We start from the raw sequence: 24,737 nt of genomic DNA, 5'->3' as shown, positions 1-24,737 counted from the left end.
CCGGTGCGGGTGGCGAGCAGGACCGTGCCGTCGGCCGTGCGGGTGCTGGTGACGTGCGGGGCGAGGGCGAGGGTCATGGGGTGCCTTGGGCCGGTGCGGGCAGGGGCGGTGCGGGGAACGGCGAGGAGGGGAGCGCCGGTGTGGGGCGGGACGGCGCGGGGATGTGCGTCGGGGTGAGCGCGCGGAGCCAGTACTCGGCGGCGAGAGTGGGGTCCAGTGCGCGCAGGGCGTCGGGGTGCGGCTGGAGCGACGTCAGGTGGTGCCGGAGGACGGCGGGGCGGATCAGACCGCGTTCGGCGAGGAGGGAGTCGTCGCAGAGCGCGGACAGGGCGCCGCGGTGGGCGCGCAGACCGGCGTGGACCTCGGCGCTGTGCTCGTTCTTCGTGCCGCGGCCGAGCACCGCCTCGGGCACGATGCCGCGCAGCGCACGGGTCAGCAGTGGCTTGTAGACGCCGGCCCGGGCGCGGTCGGCGAGTCGGAGGGTGAGCGCCGCGTCGATGACGGCGTTGTCGAGGAACGGCGCCTCGTAGGCGACGCCGTGCGGGGCGGTGAGGGCGAGGGCGCCGCGGACGATCTCCCCGGAGCGGAGGGCGGCGCGCACGATGTCGTGCTGGCAGCGCAGCGGCGCGAACGGTTCGGGTGCCTCGGCGGCGGCCTCGCGCAGCAGCCGGCGGACGGTGGCGACGGCGTCCGGATGCGCCCACGGCGGCAGGCTGGACAGGACCTCCCAGTCGGCGCCGCAGGTCCGGGGATCGCCGCCGGCGGTCACCCGGGAGGCGCTGCCGGCCAGCCAGCGCGGATACGGGCGGCCGCCCAGCAGCGTGCGCAGGGTCTCGGAGGTCTTCCAGCGGCAGAGGTGGTGTGCCGTCCAGGCGCGCTGGGCGGCGGTGCGCAGGTCGCTGCGGACAAGGGAGTTGAGGGCGGCGGGGCGGTGGGAGAAGAGTTCGTCGCCGCCGACGCCGACGAGGTGCAGCCGGGAGCCGCGGGCGGCGACGAGACGGGCCTGGTGGGCGATCCGGGCGGCTTCCCGGAAGAGGGCGAGCGGGGCGGCCGGGTCGGTGGCGGTGGGGTGCAGGGGGTGGTGGGGCGGGGTGTACCAGGTGGGGGCGTCGGCGTAGGGGAGGGAGAGGTGCTCGCCGGCCTGGGGCCGTGACCGCGACGCCGGGCCGTTGCCCGCACCCGCGCCCCTGGCCCTGCCACTGCCACTGCCCCTGCCCCTGCCCCCGCCCCTGTTCCCGCTCCCGCCCCCGCTACCGCCCCTGCCCCTGCCCCCGCTTCCGCCGCTGTGCCTGCTTCCGCCCCCGTTCCCGCCCGTACCCGCTCCGTTGGTCCTGTGCGCGACCGCCCCGCTGCGCTCGCCCTCGTTCTTGCCCTGGACCTGGCCCTGGCCCTGACCCTTGCCCTTCTCCTTGCCCTTGCCGTGGGCCGTGTCCCCCACTGAGCGTGGGTCCCCGCCGGGTCCGGGGCCCGGGCCGGCCGCCTGTTCGCGTTGGCGTTCGGCGGCGCTCAGGTGGGCTGCGCTGCGGGCGCTCCACATGGTGTCGTCGTTGCCGGGGTCGCGGGACACCCAGGACGTGGTGATCAGCCGGACGTCCTCCTGGGCGGCGAGGAAGCACAGGCCGGTGGAGTCGGTGCCGCCGGAGAGGTCGGCGCTGAGGGTGGGACGGCCCAGGGCCCCGTGCGCGCTTCCATTCGTGGTCTCGCCCGTATCGGTCTGCTCGATCCGTTCGTTCTGCCCGTTCTGTTCGTTGATCCTCTCCTGTTCGTTCTGCCGTCGGGCGCGGTGTGTACGGGCCGCCACGGCGTCGCTGAGGGCCTGGCGTACGGTCTCGGCGGCGCGCTCCAGGGGGACGTCCGGTTCCGGTGGCTGCCACCAACGGTCCACGGAGGGCTGCCCGTTGGCGTCCACGGTGAGGTGGTGGCCCGGCGGGACGGCCGGTACCGCGCGCCACAGCGGGCGCAGGGTGAGCGGGAGCGGGGCGAACGGGAACAGCAGGCGCAGCGCGAGGGATTCCTCGTCGAGCAGGCCGGTGTCGGGGGCGCCGGGCGGCAGTCCGCCGGTGGCCGCGCTGCGGGCGAGCGCCGCCAGGTCCTGGGGCCGGTTGCCGGCGACGGTGATGCCGCCGATCCGGGCGTGATGGAGCTGGTGGACCGTCGCGAGGTCGCCCTGGCAGCGCAGGTCCGGGCCGATGGCGGCCAGGAGTGCGTAGCTGCCGGGGAGTTGGCGGGTGCGCCGGGCGATGCCGTCCAGGCCGTCGGGGCCGTGCAGCAGCCGGGCCAGGGTGTCCGGGTGGGCGGAGGTGGTGCCGAGCAGGACGGCGCGGCGCGGGCCCGCCTCCGCCGTGAGGATCTGGTCGGCCGGCCACCGGCCCACGATCCAGGGGCGGCCCGAGGGGTGGCGGAGGATCTGGACGGGCGGTCCGGCGGGCAGCTGCCGGCGGAGGGCGTCGGTTGCGGGGTGGTCGGGGAAGACGAGGAAGTCCACGGGATACCTGTCCATAGGGGGAAGGGCGTTGCCGCCGGACCGTCGGCCACAGCGCTGCCGGGCCCGGGGGGCCGGGTCCGGCAGCGCTGCCGTTCGTCACCACCCGAAGAAGCCGGCCCAGCCGTCCCAGTGGTAGCCCGTGAACCCGAGCGTCAGCTCGGTGAAGTCGCCCACCTCGACGAGCTGCGGCGCCTCGTAGTCGGTGGCGGTGTCGGCAGCGGCCGGCACCTCCTGCGTGTCCTGCATCGTTCACTCCCTTCGCTCTTCTCCGGGCGCACCACCCGCACCGCTACCGACACGGAGTGTGCTCACGTGATTACTCATTGCGTTCGACGAAAATGCTGACAGTGCCCAGGTCGCCTGCCATTACCTCGAACGAGTGGTGTCAGGGGGCGTGCGAGGCACTTCGGTGTGACTCCGCCCGGCGTGTACGCCCCGGCGTCCGCGGTCGCTCACGCACGGGCCCGGTGGCGCGTGAGCGCAAGGTTTCGCCGCGGTCACCTGCTGCCACGGTGCGGAAACCCGCCGTCCCTAGCTTCGGGGGAGGACCCGACCCCTGGGAGGCGCGATGACGGCCGAGGCCGCGGCAGGCACCCGTAGCGACAGCAGCAGTGAAATCAGCGGCGACAGCCCTGACGAAAACCGAACGGACCGCACGACCTCCGCCCCGACGTCCACCCCGACGTCCGCCCCGACGTCCGCCCCGACGCCCGGTGGCTCCACGCCCGCCGGCTCCACGCCCGGCGGCCGTAAGCGGCGGGGCGGGCGGTGGATCGAGCGGTGGGAGCCCGAGGACGAGACGTTCTGGGCGGAGACCGGGGCGCGGGTCGCCCGGCGGAACCTGGCCTTCTCCGTACTGTCCGAGCACATCGGCTTCTCCATCTGGAGCCTGTGGTCGGTGATGGTGCTGTTCATGGGGCCGGAGTACGGATTCGATCCGGCCGGCAAGTTCTTCCTGGTGGCGATGCCGACCCTGGTGGGCGGGGTGCTGCGGGTGCCGTACACCTTCGCGGTGGCGCGGTTCGGCGGGCGCAACTGGACGGTGATCAGCGCGCTGATGCTGCTGGTGCCGGCGACGGCGGCCGCGGTGGTGATGAAGCCGGGTACCTCCTACACCACGTTCCTGGTGATCGCGGCGCTCGCGGGCGTCGGCGGCGGCAACTTCGCCTCCTCGATGACGAACATCAACTCCTTCTACCCCCTGCGGAAGAAGGGCTGGGCGCTGGGGCTGAACGCCGGCGGCGGCAACATCGGCGTCCCCGTGATCCAGCTGCTGGGGCTGCTGGTGATCGGTACGGCCGGGGCCGCGCAGCCGCGGCTGGTGCTCGCCGTCTACCTGCCGCTGATCGTGGTCGCGGCGGTGCTCGCGGCGCTGTTCATGGACAACCTGGCGCCGGTGCGGAACGACACCGGAGCGGCCCTGGACGCCGCCCGGGAGCCGCACACCTGGGTGATGTCGGTGCTGTACATCGGCACGTTCGGGTCGTTCATCGGCTACAGCTTCGCCTTCGGGCTGGTGCTGCAGAACCAGTTCGCGCGCACGCCCCTCCAGGCGGCGTCGCTGACGTTCATCGGGCCGCTGCTGGGGTCGCTGGTGCGGCCGGTCGGCGGCCGGCTGGCGGACCGGTTCGGCGGCGCCCGGATCACCCTGGGCAATTTCCTGGCGATGGCCCTGGCCACCGGGGTGGTCATCTACGCGTCGGCGGTGCGGTCGCTGCCGGTGTTCCTCGTCGGCTTCATCGCGCTGTTCGTGCTGACCGGGCTCGGCAACGGCTCCACGTACAAGATGATCCCGGGGATCTTCCAGGCGCAGGCGGTCCGGCGCGGGCTGACCGGGGAGGCGGCCGAGGCCAGCGGGCGGCGGCTGTCGGGGGCGGCGATGGGGCTGATCGGCGCGGTCGGCGCGCTCGGCGGGCTGGCCATCAACCTCGCCTTCCGGCAGTCGTTCCTGGCCACCGGGTCGGGTACGCCGGCGTTCGTGTCGTTCCTGGTCTGCTACGCGGTGTGCACCGTGGTGACCTGGGCCGTATACCTGCGGCCGGCGGCGCGCGCACGGCGTACGGAGCGGGCGGGCGCGGGTGCCACGGCCGGGGAGGCGGAGCGGCGGCCGGTCCACGCCGAAGTGTGAGGCGGCGTGGGGCTGGTGTGCGGCCGGTTGCCCGTGGTGGCCGCGCAGCGGCGTAACCCGGGGGAAATACTGGAGGACCGGGCCTGTCATGTGGTGTCGGCAGGCTGGACACCAGTGGCTTCCGGACCTCGACACCCCGGGACTTGGCTCCTCGGACCCGGGGAGCCGGAGATCCGGGGAGGTCGGGATCTCGGTATCCCGGGGTCCCGGGATACCGGAGCTCACCCGTCGCCCGGGCCGCGGCGGCGGGGAGCGCCATGCAGCACAACCACTCTGGGCGGAGCGGGACGACCATGCACGATCAGCAGCAGCAACAGGAGCACGGCGAGCGGGAGACGCGGACGGCACCCGCCACCGGGCCGGCAGCGGGACCCCAGGAACCCCAGGAACCCCAGGGAACCCACGGAGCCCCGGGGACCCGGGAAGCCGCGCCGGAACCCGGGCCGGGAACCGGACGGGTGACCGCGCCGGGAACCGGGCCGGAAGCCGGGCCCGGGGACGGTTCCGGGCCCGGTGCTGCCCCCGTGCGGCCGCTGGACGGCTTCACCGTCGGCGTGACCGCGGCCCGGCGGGCCGAGGAGCTCGGTGCCCTGCTGGAGCGGCGCGGCGCGCAGGTGATGCACGCGCCCGCGCTGCGCATCGTGCCGCTGCCGGACGACACCGAACTGCTCGCGGTGACCCGGGCGCTGATCGGTCATGCGCCGGACGTCGTCGTGGCCACCACGGCCATCGGGTTCCGCGGCTGGATCGAGGCCGCGGAGGGCTGGGGGCTGGGCGAGGCGCTGCTGGACCGGCTGACCGGCGTCGAACTGCTCGCGCGCGGCCCGAAGGTACGGGGCGCGATCCGGGCCGCCGGGCTCACCGAGAAGTGGTCCCCGGCCTCGGAGTCGATGGCCGAGGTACTGGACCGGCTGCTGGCGGAGGGGGTGTCCGGGCGGCGGGTGGCCGTACAGCTGCACGGCGAGCCGCTGCCCGGGTTCGTGGAGGCGCTGCGGGCCGGCGGCGCGGAGGTGATCGGCGTCCCGGTGTACCGCTGGATGCCGCCGGAGGACCTCGGTCCCGTCGACCGGTTGTTGGACGCGGTGGTCGGCGGCGGCCTGGACGCGGTGACGTTCACCAGCGCACCCGCCGCCGCGTCGCTGCTGCGCCGGGCCGAGGAGCGCGGCATCCGGGAGGAGGTGCTGGCGGCGCTGCGGCAGGGCGTGCTGCCCGTGTGTGTGGGGCCGGTGACCGCGCTGCCCCTGGAGGCCGAGGACGTGCCCACGCTCCAGCCGGAGCGCTTCCGGCTGGGGCCGCTGGTGCAGCTGCTGTGCCGCGAACTGCCCGGGCGGGCGCGGCCGTTGCCGGTGGCCGGGCGGCGGCTGGAGATCCGCGGGCACGCGGTCGTGGTGGACGGCGCGCTGCGGCCGGTGCCGCCGGCCGGCATGGCGTTGCTGCGGGCGCTGGCCCGCCGCCCCGGCTGGGTCGTCTCCCGCGCCGAGCTGCTGCGGGTGCTGCCGGGGTCGGGGCGGGACGAGCACGCCGTGGAGACCGCGATGGCCCGGCTGCGGGTGGCCCTGGGCGCGCCGAAGCTGATCCAGACCGTGGTCAAGCGGGGGTACCGGCTGTCGTTGGACCCGCACGCGGACACGGACAAGTACGGCGCGGCGTAACCGGTTTCACGGCGGCGCGTGACCGGTTCCACGGCGGGGACTGTCGGTCCGTTCCACGGCGGGGACTGTCGGTCCGTTCCACGGCGGGGATTGCCGGTCCGTTCCACGACGGGGATTGCCGGTCCGTTCCACGACGGGGATTGTCGGTCCGTTCCACGACGGGGATTGTCGGTCCGTTCCACGACGGGGATTGCCGGTCCCTTCCATGGCGGGGGCGGCGGCCGTTCCAGGGCGGGGCGCCCGGCCCGTTCCCCGCCGGGGCGGCCGGGTGCACGGCCGCGGGAGCGGGGTGCGCGGCCGGGGGAGTCGGGATCGCGGGGGCGGCCGCAAAAAATTCTCGCCATCCTTTGAGCACCCCGCCCGTCCCGTCCGTACTCCTCACCGCAAGTCCGATTCATGGCCAGGTCCCCGGCGATCTTGGGTGATCCGGGCTCTCGACCCGGGAGTTGGAGTGCGTAAGGATGCCGTCGTGGCAGACAGGACGACACCTGAAGAGGAGCTCATGCGAGCCCTCTATGACGAGCACGCGGGCCCGCTCCTCGCCTTCGTCCTGCGGCTGGTGGCGGGCGACCGGCACCGCGCGGAGGACGTGGTCCAGGAGACGCTGGTGCGTGCCTGGCGCAACGCCGATCAACTACAGCGCGCCACGGGCTCGATCCGGCCCTGGCTGGTGACCGTAGCCCGGCGGATAGTGATCGACGGGTACCGCAGCCGGAAGGCCAGACCCCAAGAGGTCGACGCGACACCCCTGGAGACGATGCCGGCCGCCGACGTGATCGACCGGGCGCTGCGCACGATGACGATCTCCGAGGCGCTGAGCGATCTGAGCCAGGCCCACCGAGAGGCCCTCGTGGAGACGTACTTCAAGGAGCGTACGGTCAACGAGGCAGCGGAGGTGCTGCGCGTACCCGCAGGGACCGTGCGGTCCCGGGTCTTCTACGCGCTGCGCTCCCTGAAGCTCTCGCTCGAGGAACGAGGAGTGACGGAGTGATCCCGCCCACGCAGCCGGACCGGCACAGCGACGTCGGCGCCTATGCGCTGGGCGTTCTGGACGCCGCCGACGCCGAACGGTTCGAGATGCATCTCGTCGGCTGTGACCGGTGCGCGGCCGAACTCGAGGAACTCATGGGCCTGACTCCGGTGCTGGCCGAGTTCAAGGAGTCCGCCTCCACCCCGGACACGCTCACCGCCGTCCCCGGCCCCCGGCTCCTCGGCGGACTGCTCGACGAGGTCGCCGTCACCCGCCGCGGCCGGGCCCGCCGCCGGCTGTTCCTGGTCGCCGCGGCCGTCGTGCTGATCGTCGGCGGGCCGCTGGCCGCCGTCTCCGTCGTCAAGGGCGGTACGGAGCAGACGCCGACGGCGGCGCCCCCGCTGGCGAACGCGGTCCGCGCCCAGTACGCCGAGGGCGAGCAGGTCCACTCCGTCGACCCGGACACCAAGGTCTCCGCGGGCGTGTCCATGGCGGCCCGCCCCTGGGGCACCCAGGTCGTCCTCCAACTCGCCCACGTCAAGGGCCCGCTCAGCTGCTCCCTGGTCGCGGTCGGCAAGGACGGCCGCCGGCAGACCGTCACCACCTGGGCGGTCCCCGAGGGCGGCTACGGCATCCCCGGGAGCGCCGCCAAGTGGAACCGCGAGCCCCTGTACGCGGCGGGCGGTGCCGCACTCGACCGGAACGAGATCGACCACTTCGAGATCAGCACCCTGGAGGGCAGGAAGCTGGCCACGGTCAAGGCGTGAGCCGCCCGGAGCGGGCGGCCAGGGGCGGCGGAGTCGGCCCCGCCACCCCCTCCGGTGACCGCCCAAGACGCCCGAAGTAACGGTCTGCATCAACATCCGACCGAATCCGCCCGGATTTGTCCTTCTCACCAGGTGCGCACGGTGCCCGGTTCGCGTACGGTTGACGGCTGCCCTACGCACAGCAGAAGGGGGCCTGGGTGGCCGCGCACAACGCCACGCACGCACCGGACCACGCCTCGGAATCGGTTCGCGCCCGCGAGATCGAGGCCGAGCAGACGCACCTGGACCGCGTCTACCGGCGCCTCGAGGAGAAGATCCACGAGGCGGAGTTCCTCATGGACGACGCCGCCAAGCGCGGCCAGGTCGGCACGCCCGGCGCGCTCGCCGAGCGTGACGCCCAGGTCTTCCAGGCCGGTGTCCATCTCCACCGGCTGAACTCCGAGTACGAGGACTTCCTCTTCGGGCGGATCGACCTGCTCCTCGGCAAGGACGGCAAGAAGGGCCCGGACGGCGCGTACACCTCCGTCGAGCCCGCCGAGGGCGCGATCGTGGACAACCGCGCCCGGATCGCCGAGACGCTGCACATCGGCCGGCTCGGCGTCCTGGACGCGGACTACTCCCCGCTGGTCATCGACTGGCGGGCGCCGGCCGCCGCGCCCTTCTACCGCGCCACCCCGGTGGCGCCCGGCCGGGTCGTCCGCCGCCGGGTGATCCGTTCCAAGGGCCGCAAGGTGCTCGGCGTCGAGGACGATCTGATGCGCCCGGAGATCACCGCCACGCTGGACGGCGAGGAGCTCCCGGCGATCGGCGACGGTGCGCTGATGGCCGCGCTCGGCCGGGCCCGCAGCCACACCATGCGGGACATCGTCGCGTCCATCCAGGCCGAGCAGGACATGGTGATCCGGGCGCCCGCCGCCTCCGTCACCGAGGTCGAGGGCGGGCCGGGCACCGGCAAGACCGCGGTCGCCCTGCACCGCGCCGCCTACCTCCTCTACCAGGACCGCCGCCGTTACGCCGGCGGCATCCTGATCGTCTCCCCGACGCCGCTGCTGGTCGCCTACACCGAGGGCGTGCTGCCGTCGCTCGGCGAGGAGGGCCAGGTCGCCATCCGGGCGCTCGGCTCGCTCGTCGACGGCGCCGAGGCGACCGCCTACGACCCGCCGGCGGTGGCCCGGATCAAGGGCTCGTCGCGGATGCAGAAGCTGCTGCGCAAGGCCGCGAGGGCCGCCCTGGACCTGCCCCCGGGCGGCACCGCGCCCACCCAGGGGCCGGCCGGCCAGCTCGCGTTCGGCGACGACGAGGAGACCGCGCCGGCGGTACGGACCGACCGGCTCCGGGTCGTCGCCTTCGGCTCCCGGATCGAGCTGGCCGCCGACGAGCTGCGCGCCATCCGGCAGTCCGCGCTCGGCGGCACCGCGCCGGTCAACCTGCTGCGCCCCCGGGCCCGCCGGCTGATCCTGGACGCGCTGTGGGCCCGGTCGGGCGCCGGCCGCCGCTACACCGACCCCGAGCTCGCCGCCGAGGCCCGTGAGGGCTTCGACGAGGACCTCACCACCGAGACCTCGTTCCAGGAGTTCCTGGACGCCTGGTGGCCCGAGCTGACCCCGCGCGGCGTGCTCGCCGCGATGGCCGACGAGAAGCTGCTGGGCCGCTGGGCGCGCCGCGTCCTCAACCCGCGCGAGGTGCGCCAACTGGCCCGTTCCCTGGGCCGGTTGGACGCCTCGGGGCACGGCCCGCTGTCGGTGCACGACGTCGCCCTGCTGGACGAGCTGCAGCAGATCCTCGGCGCCCCGATGCGCCCGGCCCGGCCGCGCGAGGCCGACCCTCTGGAGCACCTGACCGGCCTGGAGGAGCTGACGACGTACGCGGACCGCAACGGCGGCGGCCGCGGCCGGCGCGAACGCCTGGAGGAGGAGCGCACCGACTACGCCCATGTGATCGTCGACGAGGCGCAGGACCTGACGCCCATGCAGTGGCGGATGGTCGGCCGTCGCGGCCGGCACGCTACCTGGACCGTGGTCGGCGACCCGGCGCAGTCCTCGTGGTCCGACCCGGACGAGGCGGCCGCCGCCCGTGACGAGGCGCTCGGCACCCGCCCGCGCCGCCGCTTCACCCTCACCGTCAACTACCGCAACCCGGCGGAGATCGCCGAGCTGGCCGGGAAGGTGCTGGCGCTGGCGATGCCCGGCATGCAGTCCCCGAAGGCGGTCCGTTCGACGGGCCTTCGGCCGCGGTTCGCGCTCGTCGGGGACGGCGCCGGGTCGGCCGGCGAGTCCGCGCTGGCCGCCGCGACGGCGGCGGAGGCCGAGCGGCTGCTGGGCGAGGTGGACGGCACGGTCGGCGTCGTGGTGGCGATGCACCGCCGCGAGCAGGCCCGCCGCTGGCTGGCCCCGCTCGGTGACCGGGTGGTGGCGCTGGGCTCCCTGGAGGCGAAGGGGCTGGAGTACGACGCCACGCTGGTGGTGTCGCCGGCCGAGATCGCCGACGAGTCCCCGGCCGGGCTGCGGGTGCTGTACGTGGCGCTGACCCGGGCCACCCAGCAGCTGACCGTGCTGTCCGCCGGGCGCGACGAGCCGGACGCGGCCGGGGTGCCCGACCTGCTGCGGGACTGAGCCCGGCGGAGGCCGTCCGGGGGGACCCGAAATCCGTACCCCGCGACGGGATTCGCTTCCGGAGATGGTTTGTTAGCCTGGGTGACGGCACCGGCTCGATCCAAGCCCCCGGGCCCAACCATCGTCGCTACGAGCGACCACTTGCCGCGAGGCGAGCATGGCGGGTCGGTGTCTTAAGTGTGTGCTGCGGGCGCCCTTCCTCCGGGAGGGCGCCCGCGGTCGTTGTCGGCCCGCAGCCGTGGTCCACCCGCCGTCGGCTGCCGGAGTGTGGCGGTCCGCACGCTCCGCCCGGAAGGCTTCTTCCGCGAAGGGCTTCCACTCGCCCGATCATCTCTCGTATGGTGGAAGTGTCTTTCCGAAATTTGTAGCTGGTTACCGTGTACCGGCTGGTAGGTGGGACGATCGGACGACGCGCTCCCGGCCCGGGCACCCCTGGGCCGCGGAGCCGCTGAGAGAGAAACCAGGGAAAGCAGAGGAAGTCGGCCATGGCAACGGCGCCTAGCGTCTCGTATTCGATGACGGTGCGACTGGAAGTACCCGCGAGCGGCACCGCCGTCAGCCAGCTCACCACGGCCGTGGAGTCCTCCGGCGGGTCGGTCACCGGCCTCGACGTCACCGCGTCGGGCCACGAGAAGCTCCGGATCGACGTCACCATCGCCGCGACCTCCACCGCGCACGCGAACGAGATCGTCGAGAAGCTGCGCGGCATCGAGGGCGTCTCGCTCGGCAAGGTGTCCGACCGTACGTTCCTGATGCACCTCGGCGGCAAGATCGAGATGTCGTCGAAGCACCCGATCCGCAACCGCGACGACCTCTCCATGGTCTACACCCCCGGCGTCGCCCGGGTCTGCCAGGCCATCGCCGACAACCCCGAGGACGCCCGCCGGCTGACGATCAAGCGCAACAGCGTCGCGGTCGTCACGGACGGCTCCGCGGTCCTGGGCCTGGGCAACATCGGCCCCAAGGCCGCCCTGCCCGTCATGGAGGGCAAGGCGGCCCTCTTCAAGCGCTTCGCCGGCATCGACGCCTGGCCGCTGTGCCTGGACACCCAGGACACCGACGCCATCGTGGAGATCGTCAAGGCCATCGCCCCCGGCTTCGCCGGCATCAACCTGGAGGACATCTCCGCGCCCCGCTGCTTCGAGATCGAGGCGCGGCTGCGCGAGGCGCTGGACATCCCGGTCTTCCACGACGACCAGCACGGCACCGCCATCGTGGTGCTCGCCGCGCTCACCAACGCGCTGCGCGTCGTCGGCAAGAAGATCGAGGACGTCCGGGTCGTGATGTCCGGCGCCGGCGCGGCCGGCACCGCCATCCTCAAGCTGCTGCTGGCCGCCGGCGTCCGGCACGCCGTCGTCGCCGACATCCACGGCGTGGTGCACGCCGGCCGCCCGGACCTGGTCGACGCCGACCCGGACTCGGCGCTGCGCTGGATCGCCGACAACACCAACCCCGAGGGCGTCACCGGCACCCTCAAGGAGGCCGTGGTCGGCGCGGACGTCTTCATCGGCGTCTCGGCGCCCAACGTCCTCGACGGCGACGACGTCGCGAAGATGGCCGAGGGCGCGATCGTGTTCGCCCTCGCCAACCCCGACCCCGAGGTCGACCCGGCCATCGCCCGGCAGACCGCCGCCGTCGTGGCCACCGGCCGCTCCGACTTCCCGAACCAGATCAACAACGTCCTGGTGTTCCCCGGCGTATTCCGCGGCCTCCTGGACGCCCACTCCCGTACGGTGAACACCGAGATGATGCTGGCCGCGGCCCGCGCCCTCGCGGACGTCGTCCTGGAGGACGAGGTCAACCCGAACTACATCATTCCCAGCGTCTTCAACGAGAAGGTCGCGGGCGCGGTGGCCGGTGCGGTGCGGGAGGCGGCCAAGGGCAGCGACCCGGCTGTGACGACGGCCACGGCGGTCTGACAACGGCGCGTCGCGGGACACGCCGTCATGACGGCCCCCATAGGGTGGCGGGCAGCAATCCGCCAACCTGGGGATCCGGCCCGGAGCGGAACGATGCGGAACGTCACCACTGCGTGGCAGTGGCGCTTTTCGTGTGACCCGCCAGGGCGCCGGATTGGCTTTACTGCCGCAGGTAGGGGCAGGATGCGTATTCGGGCGCGAGGGTCTGGCAGGCAGACCCGGGTCCGGGGACTGTCCGAGGACCCTGGCAGCATCGGCTTCGCTGTGCCCAACATGCGGCTCTGCCGCGTGGCACGCCTCATTGGCAAGAAGAACACGGGAGTACAAACATGAACCGCAGTGAGCTGGTGGCCGCTCTGGCCGATCGCGCCGAGGTGACCCGCAAGGACGCCGACGCCGTTCTGGCCGCCCTCGCCGAGGTGACCGGCGAGGTCGTCGCCAAGGGCGACGAGAAGGTCACCATCCCCGGCTTCCTGACCTTCGAGCGCACCCACCGTGCCGCTCGCACCGCGCGCAACCCGCAGACCGGCGACCCGATCCAGATCCCGGCCGGCTACAGCGTGAAGGTGTCCGCGGGCTCCAAGCTCAAGGAAGCCGCCAAGGGCAAGTGAGGCCCTGACCCGGCGTAACGAGGCGGCCGCCCCGACGGGGGCGGCCGCCTTCGTCGTACCCGCGCACCGCGCACCCCTGCCGCACCCGCCCGTACGGCCGTTCCGGGGCGCCACCACGGCCGTACGGGGCCGGAAACGGCGCCCGGCACTCCCGGGCCGTCCCGCGGCGCGCGCGGCCCCCTGACAGCCCTGAGGGGCGGCCACCGGTCCGGTGGCCGCCCCTCAGGCGTGGTCGTACGGGCGTGGGCGCGGCGCGCCCAGGTGCCCGGGCGTCGTCAGTGGCTCAGTGCCCCGTTGGGCAGCTCCACGTGGGCGCCCAGCTCGACGAGCTTCTCCATGAAGTTCTCGTAGCCGCGGTTGATCAGGTCGATGCCGTGCACCCGGGAGGTGCCCTGCGCCGCCAGCGCCGCGATCAGGTACGAGAAACCGCCGCGCAGGTCGGGGATGACCAGGTCGGAGCCCTGCAGCTTGGTCGGGCCGGAGACCACCGCGGAGTGCAGGAAGTTGCGCTGGCCGAAGCGGCAGGCCGAGCCGCCCAGGCACTCCCGGTAGAGCTGGATGTGCGCGCCCATCTGGTTGAGGGCGGACGTGAAGCCGAGGCGGGACTCGTAGACCGTCTCGTGGACGATGGACAGGCCCGACGCCTGGGTCAGGGCGACGACCAGCGGCTGCTGCCAGTCGGTCTGGAAGCCGGGGTGGACGTCGGTCTCCAGGGCGATGGCGTTGAGCGAGCCGCCCGGGTGCCAGAAGCGGATGCCCTCGTCGTCTATCTCGAAGGCGCCGCCGACCTTCCGGAAGGTGTTGAGGAAGGTCATCATCGACCGCTGCTGCGCGCCGCGGACGTAGATGTTGCCCTCGGTGGCCAGCGCCGCGGACGCCCAGGAGGCGGCCTCCAGGCGGTCCGGGAGGGCCCGGTGGGTGTAGCCGTTGAGCTTGTCGACACCGGTGATCCGGATCGTCCGGTCGGTGTCCATGGAGATGATCGCGCCCATCTTCTGCAGCACGCAGATCAGGTCCTCGATCTCCGGCTCCACGGCGGCGTTCGACAGCTCGGTGACGCCCTCCGCCAGTACGGCGGTCAGCAGCACCTGCTCGGTCGAGCCGACCGACGGGTACGGCAGCCGGATCTTGGTGCCGCGCAGCCGGTGCGGTGCCTCCAGGTACTGCCCGTCGGCGCGCTTCTCGATCTTCGCGCCGAACTGGCGCAGCACGTCGAAGTGGAAGTCCACCGGGCGGCCGCCGATGTCACAGCCGCCCAGGCCCGGGATGAAGGCGTGGCCGAGGCGGTGCAGCAGCGGGCCGCAGAACAGGATCGGGATCCGCGAGGAGCCGGCGTGCGCGTCGATGTCGGCGACGTTGGCGCTCTCCACGTGCGACGGGTCGAGGACCAGCTCGCCGGGCTCGTCGCCCGGGCGGACCGTGACGCCGTGCAGCTGCAGCAGTCCGCGCACCACGCGTACGTCGCGGATGTCGGGCACGTTGCGCAGCCGGCTGGGTCCGCTGCCGAGCAGGGCGGCGACCATGGCCTTGGGCACAAGGTTCTTCGCACCGCGAACCCGGATCTCGCCCTCCAGCGGGGTGCCGCCGTGGACAAGCAGTACGTCGTCAGTAGAGACGGTCATGGATCTCGCGTTCCTGGAGACGGGCAGGGCCAAGCAGAAATGGTAAGGGCGTCCGAGGGGGTGCCCGTAAGCCCGTGCAGCCTCTGAGCATGTAATGGCTTTGTCACAACACGCTCGGCTACGGTCACCCTTTGATCTGTAATCGCCTTTTGGCGGAAAAGCCCCAGATTGTCTTAAATGCACTGTGAGGAAGTCGGATTGGGGCGGGTGCACTTCCGGGGGCGGGATCGTGCGCCGGGGCTGCCGCCGTACGCCCTGCCCTGCGCTCGCACCGGTCACGGCGTTGACTCCCCGCTCGGGGCAGAAGTGCGGGATCATGTGGCCATGACCGAGGTGTCCTCGCTCACAGGCCGGCTGCTCGTCGCGACGCCCGCGCTTGCGGACCCGAATTTCGACCGCGCGGTGGTGCTGCTCCTCGACCACGACGAGGAGGGCTCCCTCGGCGTGGTCCTCAACCGCCCCACCCCGGTGGGCGTCGCGGACATCCTCGCGCCCTGGGCCGCGCTGACCGGTGAGCCGGGCGTGGTCTTCCAGGGCGGCCCGGTCTCGCTGGACTCCGCACTCGGGGTGGCGGTGGTGCCCGGCGGGGCCCTCGGCGAGGGCGGCACGCCCCCCATGGGTACGGGTGCCGGTCCCGGCGCCGAGGCGGGGGAGACGGCCGGCGCGCAGGTCGCCGACCGCGCGGGCGTACAGCCGGCCGAGGAGCCGCTGGGCTGGCGCCGGGTGCACGGCGCGATCGGCCTGGTCGATCTGGAGGCCCCGCCCGAGCTCCTCGCGGCCGTGCTCGGCAGCCTGCGGATCTTCGCCGGCTACGCGGGCTGGGGCCCGGGCCAGCTGGAGGACGAGCTGGTCGAGGGCGCCTGGTACGTCGTCGAGTCCGAACCGGGCGACGTCTCCTCGCCCGACCCGGAACAGCTGTGGCGCGCGGTCCTGCGGCGGCAGCGCAACGAGCTGGCGATGGTGGCCACGTACCCGGACGACCCGTCGCTGAACTGATCGCGAGGGCCGGTCGGCCGGTCGCGGGGGAGGTCCCGCCGAACGCCGGATTTTTGTTGAGCGCTGGATTATTGTGACGGCTTCGTCATGAGGAATTGTCAGTGCCCGTCGCTATGGTTCGAGTGACAGGGGACGGTGCGCGGCCGCGTCGGCGGGGCCGCGCAGGACAGCGGGGGAGAGTGCCATGCACAGGCCGAGTGTGCCCGGGGATCTGGACCGTCCGGAGCGGCTGTGGGCGCGGGCCGCGACGCTCGCGGTGGTCGCCGCGGCGGTGGACGACTGGGACGAATTCTCCTGGGGGAAGCACGGACTCGAGTGCTGGAACGGCGGCGGCAGCTACTGGTGGCGGCTGAAGCTGTACGACGGCGGCCGGGCGCTGCTCTGCGGCCAGGACTCCGACGGCAGCTACACCCACAGCGGCGACCGCCAGATCGACTTCCTGGCCGGCGGCCCCGAGTGGCTGCCCTGGGAGCAGCTGAACGACGACGCCCGGGGGAACCTCTTCGGGTTCGTCTACTGGTGGCAGGACGGCGCCTGGGCGCGCGCCCCGTATCCCGAGAAGCTGCCGGACGACGGCCTGGAGATGGCGATGAGCTGGGCCGCCCCCGGTGAGGCGTCGATCGGCCGGATCGTCGACGACCTCGTGGCCCGTACGGAGACCGAGGTCGACGCGGCCGACGCGGTCCGCGCCTTCATCGCCGCCGCCGAGGCCCGTACGGTCGGCGCGCCGGAGGTCGCCGCGCTGCTGGACGCGGTCTGCGACAAGGACTCCTGGTACGAGGTCCGGCCGGAGGCCGCGCTGGCCTTCGCCGAGACGCTGGGCCTGACCTCCGGCGACCGCGGCGGGCTGGCGGTGGCCTCCTGAGCGGCGGGCTGGCGGTGGCCTCCTGAGCGGAGGCGTCACCCGGCCCCCGCGGGCGGACGGAGCGGAGGCCCGGACGGGTCCGGCGGCGGGCGTTGCGGCGGCGGGTCCCGCGCTCCACCCGGGCGGCGGGCCGTCGCTCCCGGGTCGTCGCGGGCGTGAGTACCCTTGGCAGCTATGAGCACTCTTGAGCCCGAGCGCGGGGCAGGTACGGGGACCCTCGTAGAGCCGACACCGCAGGTGTCGCACGGCGACGGCGACCACGAGCGCTTCGCCCACTACGTCCAGAAGGACAAGATCATGGCGAGCGCGCTCGACGGTACCCCCGTCGTGGCGCTGTGCGGCAAGGTCTGGGTCCCGGGTCGCGACCCGAAGAAGTACCCGGTCTGCCCCATGTGCAAGGAGATCTACGAGTCCATGGGCGCCGGTGGCGACAAGGACAAGGGCGGCAAGGACGGCGGCAAGAAGTAACCGCCGCCGGCCCGCCGCGGGCACGGGCCCGGAGCTCTCGCAGCCCGGGCCCGCCGTCGTGCCCGCACACCCGGGCGCCGGCACCGGGCCGCCCGTACGGGAAGCGCCGGCCCCTCCCCGCGGGCTCCTCGCGGGAACCCGCGGGACGGCGTGCCGACGGCAGGCCGGGCGGCGAGATGGCCGGATTGATGGCCGGATTACCGGCCTCCGCGGACCGGCGGATGGCAGCATCGACCCCGACACCGCCCGCGGCACGGGCAGGTGCTCTCCGTACGCCTACAGCGCCGGCCGGTCCCGGACCCGGGGGCGCGGTGGAGGACTGACGGCATGCCGGACACAGACGGCCCCACGCGCCACCCGGACACCCCCGCGGCACGACCGGCCCCGGGCACCCCTCCCGCACCCGACCCGGGCACCCCGCCCCTACCGGGTGCCGGGCTGATCCCCGCACCGCTGAGCATCGACGCGGCCCCCGGCGGCGCCGTCCGGCTCGGCCCGGACACCGCACTCGCCGCCGCACCCGGCACCGAGGACACCGCGCACTGGCTGCGGGCCACCCTCGGCGACGCCTACGGCCTGCCGCTGCCGCCCGGCTCCGCCGACGCCACCGACACCCTCGCCCTGGCCCTCGATGCGGCCCTGCCCGCGGAGGGCTACCGCCTGGAGGCCGACGCCCGCTGGGGCGTACGGATCACCGGCGGCGGCCCGGCCGGCGTCTTCTGGGGCGCCCAGACGCTCCGTCAGCTCCTCGGCCCGCACGCCTTCCGCCGCGCCCCGCTCACCCCCGGGCGGCCGGCCGTCCTCCCGCAACTGACCGTCGAGGACGGCCCCCGCTTCGGCTGGCGCGGCATGCTGCTCGACGTCGCCCGGCACTTCCTGCCCAAGGACGGCGTGCTGCGCTACCTCGACCTGCTCGCCGCGCACAAACTCAACGTCCTGCACCTGCACCTGACCGACGACCAGGGCTGGCGCCTGGAGATCCGGCGCTACCCGAAACTGGCCGGAACCGGCTCCTGGCGCGCCCGCACCAAACTCGGCCACCGGGCCTCCCCGCTCTGGGACGAGCGCCCGCACGGCGGCCACTACACCCAGGACGACATCCGCGAGATCGTCGCCTACGCCGCCCGGCGGCATATCACCGTCGTCCCCGAGATCGACGTCCCCGGACACTCGCAGGCCGCCATCGCCGCGTATCCGGAACTCGGCAACACCGACGTCATCGACACCACCTCCCTGCAGGTCTGGGACACCTGGGGCGTCAACCCCAACGTACTGGCACCCACCGACACCGTCCTGCGGTTCTACGAGCACGTCCTCGAAGAGGTCCTGGAGCTCTTCCCGTCCCGCTTCGTGCACATCGGCGGCGACGAGTGCCCCAAGGACCAGTGGCGGGCCTCCGCCACCGCGCAGGCCCGGATCGCCGAACTCTCCCTGGCCGGCGAGGACGAGCTGCAGAGCTGGTTCATCCGGCACTTCGACCGCTGGCTCGCCGACCGCGGCCGGCGGCTCATCGGCTGGGACGAGATCCTGGAGGGCGGCTTGGCCGAAGGGGCGGCCGTCTCCTCCTGGCGGGGCTACGCCGGCGGGGTCGCGGCCGCCAAATCCGGCCACGACGTCGTCATGTGCCCCGAACAGCAGGTCTACCTGGACCACCGTCAGGACCCGTCCCCGGAGGAGCCGGTGCCGATCGGCTACGTACGGACCCTGGAGGACGTCTACCGCTTCGAGCCGGTACCGCCGGAGCTGACGGCCGAACAGGCCGCGCACGTCCTCGGCACCCAGGCCAACGCCTGGACCGAGGTCATGGACAGTCAGCAGCGCCTCGACTACCAGGTCTTCCCCCGGCTCTCCGCGTTCGCCGAGGTTGCCTGGTCCCGCCTGCCGGCCCCGGCCGACCGCGACTACCAGGACTTCACCCGCCGGATGGCCGCCCACTACGGCCGCCTCGACGCCCTGGGCGTCGACTACCGGCCGCCCGGCGGCCCCCGCCCCTGGCAGAAACGCCCCGGGGTGCTCGGACGCCCGATCGACGGGGCGCCCCCAAACGTGTGAGCCCCGGTGCAAGGAGGGCGCCCGTACGGCCGGACCCTGGGACGGTGGTACACACGGCGGTTCCTCCCCGCGCCGCCGTACCGAGCACCGCCGTACGACGGCGTGCGCCACGGCCCGGGCGCACCCGACCCGCACACGCCCCGCCGGCGGGCCCGACCGCGGACTTCACCGGCGGTGGCGGACGAATCCGGACCAGCACCCTGTCCGGGGACGGATCGTCCCTTCGCGGACCCTCGCGCCGAGGGTCCGGGAAGATGTGCCAGAGTTGCCACGTCCGGGCTGTGAGCACGTACCGTACGGCGGAGCGGAACTGCCGGGACACCACCGGGGAAGGGGCAGCTGGCTTGACCACGCACGCACCGCACGCGTCGCACACGGTGACGTTGCCGGCCTCGCTCGACGAGGCCGTGGCGGCACTCACCGCCATGCCCGCCGCCGTGCCCGTCGCGGGCGGCACCGACCTCATGGCGGCGGTCAACGCCGGACTCCTCAGACCCGCGGCCCTGGTGGGCCTGGGCCGGATCAGCGAGATCCGCGGCTGGCAGTACCTGGACGGCCACGCGCTGCTCGGCGCCGGCCTGACCCTCGCCCGTATGGGGCGCCCCGACTTCGCCGCCCTCATCCCCGGCCTGGCCGCCGCCGCGCGCGCGGCCGGTCCCCCGCAGATCCGCAACGCCGGCACCCTCGGCGGCAACATCGTCACCTCCGCCCCCACGGGCGACACGCTCCCGGTGCTCGCCGCCCTGGAGGCCACCGTGATCATCGCCGGCCCCGGGGGCGCCCGCCGCGAGATCCCGGTCAGCCACCTCCTGGCGGGCCGCGAGATGCTGCACCCCGGCGAACTCGTCGGCTTCGTACGGGTGCCGCTGCTGCACGCCCCGCAGGCCTTCCTCAAGGCCACCGGCCGCACCGGCCCCGGCCGGGCCACCGCGTCGGTGGCGCTGGTCCTCGACCCCGCCCGGCGCGGGGTGCGCTGCGCGGTCGGCGCGGTCGCCGCGATGCCGCTGCGCCCCCTGGAGGCCGAGCAGTGGGTGGCCTCGCTCATCGACTGGGACGGCGAACGCGGCCTGGTGCCCGAGGCCCTGACGGCCTTCGGGGACTACGTCGCCGCCGCCTGCATCCCCGACCCGGCCCCGCCGGAGGACGGTTCCGAACCGGCGACCCTGCCGCCGGCCGCGCTGCACCTGCGCCGTACGGTGGCAGCCCTGGCCCGCCGCGCACTTGGGAGGGCGCTCTCGTGAGCGAAGACCACCGTCATCCGCAGCAGCCGCACGCCGATCAGGGCTGGCAGCCGCTGCCGCAGGGCGGCGAGTACGAGTCCGAGGCCACGGCCTTCGTCCAGCTCCCGGAGGGCTTCACCACCGGGGTCTACGGCGGCCGTACGCCCGGCTACCCCACCCCGGGGGCCGACCCGCTCGCCGCGCCCGGTCACGGCTACACCCCGCCTGCGTCCTTCACCCCGCACGCGGCCGCGCCGCAGGCCCCCGAAGCGGGCGCCGACCCCGCGGCCACCGGGCAGTGGACCATGCCGTTCACCGACCAGGCCGGCGGCTACGCCGACCCCTCCACCGGATACGGCGCGCCCGCGCACGACCCCGCCCACCAGGGCGGCTCCGCGATCTACCAGGGCGCCGCGCCCGAGGCCGCCCGGCCGTGGGGCCCGGACACCGTGGAGTGGCCGGAGGCGGGCAGCGCCGAGGCCGCCGCCTCCTGGAGCATCCCGGCGGCGGACGACGGACTGGAGGAGTCCGGTGAGTACCTGGTCGACGACGACCGGCTGACCGGCCACCCGGGCCCCGTGGGCCACCCGGGACACCAGGGCCTCACGGGCACCAACGGCGCCGGCTACCAGGCCGGCGGCTACCCGGGCTCCGGCGCGTACGAGAGCGCCGCCACCACGGCGGACACCGCCGACGCCGCCCGCACCGGCCACTGGAACTTCACCGCCGGCCTGAGCGCCACCAGCGGCGCCCCCGCGACCGCCGAGGAGCCCCAGGAGGCCGCCCCGGCACCCTCGGCGGACGATCCCTACAGCGGCCACCTGAACGGCGGTTACGCGCCCGGCAACGGCCTCGCGGACCACGGCCGGGCGCCGGGCCACGACCATGTCGCCGGGCCGGACCCCGCGGCCGCCGGCGCGACCGGCCACTGGTCGCTGCCCGCCGACGCGCTGGCCCAGTGGCCGCCCGCCGCGGAGACGGAGCGGCCGCCGCACGACGACGCGGTGACGGACCACCACCACGACGCCGCGGCGGACGCGCCCGCACCCCCGGCCGCCGCCGGCGCCTGGGCGTCCCCCGCGGCCGGCGAACCGGTCACGCGGCCGGAGCACGACGAACGGCCGGACCACGCCGCACAACAGCCGGAGCACACCGAGGAGTTCACGGCGGCCACGGACGGAGCCGCCCCGGAGCCGTCCGCCGCGCCCGCTTCGTCGCCTTCGCCGGATGTGCCCGACGAGTCCGCCGGTGCGGAAACGGTCCCCACGGGCGCCGAGGCCCCGGCCGCCCCCGACGACCGGCCCGCCCCCGAGGACGCGGCCGCCGCCCCGGGTGACGACGACCCGTCCGGCGCCCCGTCCCCGTCCGCGGACGACCCGGCCCCCCACGACGAACACCCCGCCGCCTCCTACGTGCTGCGCGTCAACGGCATCGACCGCCCGGTCACCGACGCCTGGATCGGCGAATCGCTGCTCTACGTGCTGCGCGAGCGGCTCGGCCTGGCCGGGGCCAAGGACGGCTGCTCCCAGGGGGAGTGCGGCGCCTGCTCGGTCCAGGTGGACGGGCGGCTGGTGGCCTCCTGCCTGGTGCCCGCCGCCACCACCGCCGGCAGCGAGGTCCGCACCGTCGAGGGGCTCGCGGAGAACGGCGTGCCCTCCGACGTGCAGCGCGCGCTCGCCGCGTCCGGTGCCGTGCAGTGCGGCTTCTGCGTACCGGGCATGGCGATGACCGTGCACGACCTCCTGGAGGGCAACCACGCCCCCAACGAACTGCAGACCCGCAAGGCGCTGTGCGGCAACCTGTGCCGCTGCTCCGGTTACCGGGGCGTGCTGGACGCCGTCGAGGAGGTCGTCAAGGCCCGTGCGGAGGCCGCCGCGGCCGCCTACGGGACGGCGGACGACGAGACCGGGGCACCCCCGGCGGACACCGCACGCATCCCCCACCAGGCGGGCCCCGCCGACCCCACGGGCCCCGCCCCGCACGACCAGGATCCGCACCCGGGAGGCACGGCATGACCGGAACGTCCGAGGGCGCCGGCGCCGTCACCGCGACCCCCGCCGCGGGCGTCGAGCTGCCCGACGAGACGCCGCTGCGCGGCCTGGGCGTCTCCCTGCCGTCCGCCGACGCGGCGGCGAAGACCGAGGGCACCTTCCCGTACGCGGCCGACCTGTGGGCCGAGGGCCTGCTGTGGGCGGCCGTGCTGCGCTCCCCGCACCCGCGCGCCCGGATCCTGTCCGTCGACACCAAGCACGCGGCCGAGATGCCCGGCGTCCGCGTCGTCGTCACGCACGAGGACGTGCCCGGGGACGCCGGCCACGGCCGGGGCACCGCCGACCGCCCGGTGTTCGCCAAGGACGAGGTCCGCCACCACGGCGAGCCGATCGCCGCGGTGGCCGCCGACCACCCCGACACGGCGCGGCTGGCCGCTGCCGCCATCGCCGTCGAGTACGAGGTCCTGGAGCCGGTCACCGACCCCCAGCTCGCCTTCGAGGCCGAGCCGCTGCACCCCGACGGCAACCTCATCCGGCACATCCCGCTCCGCTTCGGTGACGCCGACGCCGTGGGCGAGGTGATGGTCGAGGGCCTCTACCGGATCGGCCGCCAGGACCCGGCCCCCATCGGGGCCGAGGCCGGACTCGCGGTGCCCCGCCCCGACGGCGGCGTGGAGATCTACACCGCCTCCACGGACCCGCACACCGACCGCGACCTGGCCGCCGCCTCCTTCGGCCTGACCCCCGACCAGGTCAAGGTCGTGGTGACCGGCGTCCCCGGCGCCACCGCCGACCGCGAGGACCCCGGCATCCAGCTCCCGCTCGGTCTGCTGGCGCTGCGCACCGGCTGCCCCGTCAAACTGGCCGCCACCCGCGAGGAGTCCTTCCTCGCGCACGCCCACCGCCACCCCACGCTGCTGCGCTACCGCCACCACGCGGACGCCGACGGCCGGCTGGTCAAGGTCGAGGCGCAGATCCTGATGGACGCCGGGGCGTACGCGGACACCTCCGCCGACGCGCTGGCCGCCGCCGTCTCCTTCGCCTGCGGCCCGTACGTCGTCCCGCACGCGGTCGTCGACGGCTGGGCGGTGCGCACCAACAACCCGCCGTCCGGCCACGTCCGCGGCGAGGGCGCGATGCAGGTCTGCGCCGCCTACGAGGGCCAGATGGACAAGCTCGCCGCCCGGCTGGGCCTGGAGCCGCACGAGATCCGGCTCCGCAACGTCATGGCCACCGGCGATCTGCTCCCCACGGGCCAGACGGTGACCTGCCCCGCCCCGGTGGCCGAGCTCCTGCTCGCCGTCAAGGAGGCGCCGCTGCCCGAACTGCCCAAGGACACCCCCGAAGCGGAATGGCTGCTGCCGGGCGGGCCCGAGGGCGCGGGCGAACCGGGCGCGGTGCGCCGCGGCGTCGGCTACGCACTGGGCATGGTGCACATGCTCGGCGCGGAGGGCACCGACGAGGTCTCCACCGCCACCGTCAAGGTCAGCGGCTCGGTCGCGACCGTCATCTGCGCCGCCGTGGAGACCGGTTCGGGCTTCTCCACCCTGGCCCGGCAGATCGTCCAGGAGACCCTCGGGGTCGACGAGGTGCACGTCGCCGGCGTCGACACCGACCAGCCCCCGGCCGGCCCGGCCTGCCACGGCCGCCACACCTGGGTCTCCGGCGGCGCCGTCGAGCGGGCCGCCAAGATGGTCCGCACCCAGCTCCTCCAGCCGCTGGCCCACAAGTTCGGCATGTCCACCGAGCTCCTCCAGATCAGCGACGGCAAGATCACCTCGTACGACGGCGTGCTCAGCACCACCGTCGCCGAGGCCCTGGACGGCAAGGAGCTCTGGGCCACCGCCCAGTGCCGCCCGCACCCCACCGAGCCGCTCGACGACAGCGGCCAGGGCGACGCGTTCGTGGGCCTGGCGTTCTGCGCGATCCGCTGCGTCGCCGACGTCGACATCGAACTGGGCACCATCAGGGTCGTCGAGATGACCGTCGCCCAGGACGTCGGCCGGATCCTCAACCCCGCCCAGCTGCGGGCCCGCATCGAGGCGGGCGTCACCCAGGGCCTGGGCGCCGCCCTGATGGAGAACCTCCGCACCACCCGCGGCGAGGTCCGCCACCCCGACCTGACCGGCTACGCCCTGCCGACCGCGCTCGACGCCCCCGACATCCGCATCGTCAAACTCGTCGAGGAACGCGACGTGGTCGCCCCCTTCGGTGCCAAGCCCGCCAGCGCCGTCCCGGTGGTCACCTCCCCGGCCGCCGTGGCCTCCGCGGTCCGCGCCGCCACCGGCCGCCCCATCGGCCGCCTGCCCATCCGCCCCCAGGCGGCGGTCGCCCAGGTGATCCAGCAGTAACCGCCCACACGAAAGCGGCCCGCCACAC

General features: G+C 74.3%; 17 protein-coding genes. 14 read left to right on the top strand and 3 right to left on the bottom strand.

Annotated elements, in window-relative coordinates; all coding sequences use genetic code 11:
* Positions 1-73: 73 nt before the first annotated feature.
* Positions 74-2,500 (bottom strand): asparagine synthase-related protein, encoded by a 2,427-nt coding sequence (locus V2J85_RS28660; protein WP_330823141.1) that lies wholly within the window; start codon positions 2,498-2,500, stop codon positions 74-76.
* An 81-nt stretch (positions 2,501-2,581) separates the two neighbouring features.
* Entirely contained in the window at positions 2,582-2,731 is a 150-nt protein-coding gene (locus V2J85_RS28655; RefSeq protein ID WP_261951175.1) for a lasso RiPP family leader peptide-containing protein, read from the bottom strand.
* A 322-nt stretch (positions 2,732-3,053) separates the two neighbouring features.
* On the opposite strand from V2J85_RS28655, the gene V2J85_RS28650 reads away from it, so the two are divergent.
* The 7 genes from V2J85_RS28650 (at position 3,054) to V2J85_RS28620 (ending at position 13,144) form a co-directional block, all read left to right on the top strand.
* Positions 3,054-4,613 carry a nitrate/nitrite transporter gene (locus V2J85_RS28650; protein WP_330823140.1) on the top strand — a complete coding sequence of 520 codons (1,560 nt, stop codon included), beginning with the start codon at positions 3,054-3,056 and terminating at the stop codon, positions 4,611-4,613.
* 524 nt (positions 4,614-5,137) lie between these two features.
* A complete protein-coding gene (locus V2J85_RS28645) occupies positions 5,138-6,265 on the top strand; it encodes a uroporphyrinogen-III synthase (protein WP_261951177.1) in 1,128 nt (375 codons plus the stop codon).
* A gap of 451 nt (positions 6,266-6,716) precedes the next feature.
* Positions 6,717-7,256: a sigma-70 family RNA polymerase sigma factor gene (locus V2J85_RS28640; RefSeq protein ID WP_261951178.1), complete on the top strand. Its 540-nt coding sequence runs from the start codon at positions 6,717-6,719 to the stop codon at positions 7,254-7,256.
* On the top strand, positions 7,253-8,002 hold the full coding sequence (locus V2J85_RS28635) for an anti-sigma factor family protein (RefSeq protein WP_330823139.1): 750 nt from the start codon (positions 7,253-7,255) through the stop codon (positions 8,000-8,002). Before V2J85_RS28640 ends, V2J85_RS28635 begins: the two co-directional genes overlap by 4 nt.
* A gap of 197 nt (positions 8,003-8,199) precedes the next feature.
* Complete coding sequence (locus V2J85_RS28630; RefSeq protein ID WP_261951180.1) at positions 8,200-10,614, top strand: HelD family protein; 2,415 nt, start codon at positions 8,200-8,202, stop codon at positions 10,612-10,614.
* 485 nt (positions 10,615-11,099) lie between these two features.
* Positions 11,100-12,533 carry an NAD-dependent malic enzyme gene (locus V2J85_RS28625; protein ID WP_261951181.1) on the top strand — a complete coding sequence of 478 codons (1,434 nt, stop codon included), beginning with the start codon at positions 11,100-11,102 and terminating at the stop codon, positions 12,531-12,533.
* 329 nt (positions 12,534-12,862) lie between these two features.
* Positions 12,863-13,144, top strand: coding sequence for an HU family DNA-binding protein (locus V2J85_RS28620; RefSeq protein WP_006605312.1), 282 nt, complete (start codon positions 12,863-12,865; stop codon positions 13,142-13,144).
* A 275-nt stretch (positions 13,145-13,419) separates the two neighbouring features.
* On the opposite strand, the gene murA is transcribed toward V2J85_RS28620, so the two are convergent.
* Positions 13,420-14,766: a UDP-N-acetylglucosamine 1-carboxyvinyltransferase gene (gene murA, locus V2J85_RS28615; protein WP_030414541.1), complete on the bottom strand. Its 1,347-nt coding sequence runs from the start codon at positions 14,764-14,766 to the stop codon at positions 13,420-13,422.
* Between the two features lie 324 nt (positions 14,767-15,090).
* Between murA and V2J85_RS28610 the strand changes: the two genes are divergently transcribed.
* The 7 genes from V2J85_RS28610 to V2J85_RS28580 all read left to right on the top strand — a co-directional run bounded on the left by V2J85_RS28610 (position 15,091) and on the right by V2J85_RS28580 (position 24,709).
* A complete protein-coding gene (locus V2J85_RS28610; RefSeq protein WP_261951182.1) occupies positions 15,091-15,762 on the top strand; it encodes a YqgE/AlgH family protein in 672 nt (223 codons plus the stop codon).
* Positions 15,763-15,946: 184 nt separating this feature from the next.
* Complete coding sequence (locus V2J85_RS28605) at positions 15,947-16,627, top strand: hypothetical protein (RefSeq protein ID WP_261951183.1); 681 nt, start codon at positions 15,947-15,949, stop codon at positions 16,625-16,627.
* A gap of 174 nt (positions 16,628-16,801) precedes the next feature.
* Positions 16,802-17,095: a DUF3039 domain-containing protein gene (locus V2J85_RS28600; protein ID WP_037809130.1), complete on the top strand. Its 294-nt coding sequence runs from the start codon at positions 16,802-16,804 to the stop codon at positions 17,093-17,095.
* Between the two features lie 327 nt (positions 17,096-17,422).
* Positions 17,423-19,147 (top strand): beta-N-acetylhexosaminidase, encoded by a 1,725-nt coding sequence (locus tag V2J85_RS28595; protein WP_330823138.1) that lies wholly within the window; start codon positions 17,423-17,425, stop codon positions 19,145-19,147.
* 344 nt (positions 19,148-19,491) lie between these two features.
* On the top strand, positions 19,492-20,388 hold the full coding sequence (locus V2J85_RS28590) for an FAD binding domain-containing protein (RefSeq protein WP_030414536.1): 897 nt from the start codon (positions 19,492-19,494) through the stop codon (positions 20,386-20,388).
* Positions 20,385-22,382, top strand: a complete 1,998-nt coding sequence (locus tag V2J85_RS28585) for a 2Fe-2S iron-sulfur cluster-binding protein (protein ID WP_261951185.1) — start codon at positions 20,385-20,387, stop codon at positions 22,380-22,382. The genes V2J85_RS28590 and V2J85_RS28585 overlap by 4 nt, the downstream gene beginning before the upstream one ends.
* A complete protein-coding gene (locus tag V2J85_RS28580) occupies positions 22,379-24,709 on the top strand; it encodes a xanthine dehydrogenase family protein molybdopterin-binding subunit (RefSeq protein WP_261951186.1) in 2,331 nt (776 codons plus the stop codon). Before V2J85_RS28585 ends, V2J85_RS28580 begins: the two co-directional genes overlap by 4 nt.
* Positions 24,710-24,737 lie beyond the last annotated feature (28 nt).

It is taken from the genome of Streptomyces bugieae (assembly GCF_036352915.1).
Lineage (GTDB): Bacteria > Actinomycetota > Actinomycetes > Streptomycetales > Streptomycetaceae > Streptomyces > Streptomyces endophytica.
This window is presented reverse-complemented; position numbering and strand designations above follow the sequence as displayed.

Bases quoted from the DNA above. Each gene is read 5' to 3' on its own strand.
- V2J85_RS28605 (WP_261951183.1), top strand. From the start codon at position 15,947: ATGCACAGGCCGAGTGTGCCCGGGGATCTGGACCGTCCGGAGCGGCTG.
- V2J85_RS28625 (WP_261951181.1), top strand. From the start codon at position 11,100: ATGGCAACGGCGCCTAGCGTCTCGTATTCGATGACGGTGCGACTGGAA.
- V2J85_RS28650 (WP_330823140.1), top strand. From the start codon at position 3,054: ATGACGGCCGAGGCCGCGGCAGGCACCCGTAGCGACAGCAGCAGTGAA.
- V2J85_RS28660 (WP_330823141.1), bottom strand. From the start codon at position 2,500: ATGGACAGGTATCCCGTGGACTTCCTCGTCTTCCCCGACCACCCCGCA.
- V2J85_RS28595 (WP_330823138.1), top strand. From the start codon at position 17,423: ATGCCGGACACAGACGGCCCCACGCGCCACCCGGACACCCCCGCGGCA.
- murA (WP_030414541.1), bottom strand. From the start codon at position 14,766: ATGACCGTCTCTACTGACGACGTACTGCTTGTCCACGGCGGCACCCCG.
- V2J85_RS28620 (WP_006605312.1), top strand. From the start codon at position 12,863: ATGAACCGCAGTGAGCTGGTGGCCGCTCTGGCCGATCGCGCCGAGGTG.
- V2J85_RS28600 (WP_037809130.1), top strand. From the start codon at position 16,802: ATGAGCACTCTTGAGCCCGAGCGCGGGGCAGGTACGGGGACCCTCGTA.
- V2J85_RS28580 (WP_261951186.1), top strand. From the start codon at position 22,379: ATGACCGGAACGTCCGAGGGCGCCGGCGCCGTCACCGCGACCCCCGCC.
- V2J85_RS28655 (WP_261951175.1), bottom strand. From the start codon at position 2,731: ATGCAGGACACGCAGGAGGTGCCGGCCGCTGCCGACACCGCCACCGAC.
- V2J85_RS28610 (WP_261951182.1), top strand. From the start codon at position 15,091: ATGACCGAGGTGTCCTCGCTCACAGGCCGGCTGCTCGTCGCGACGCCC.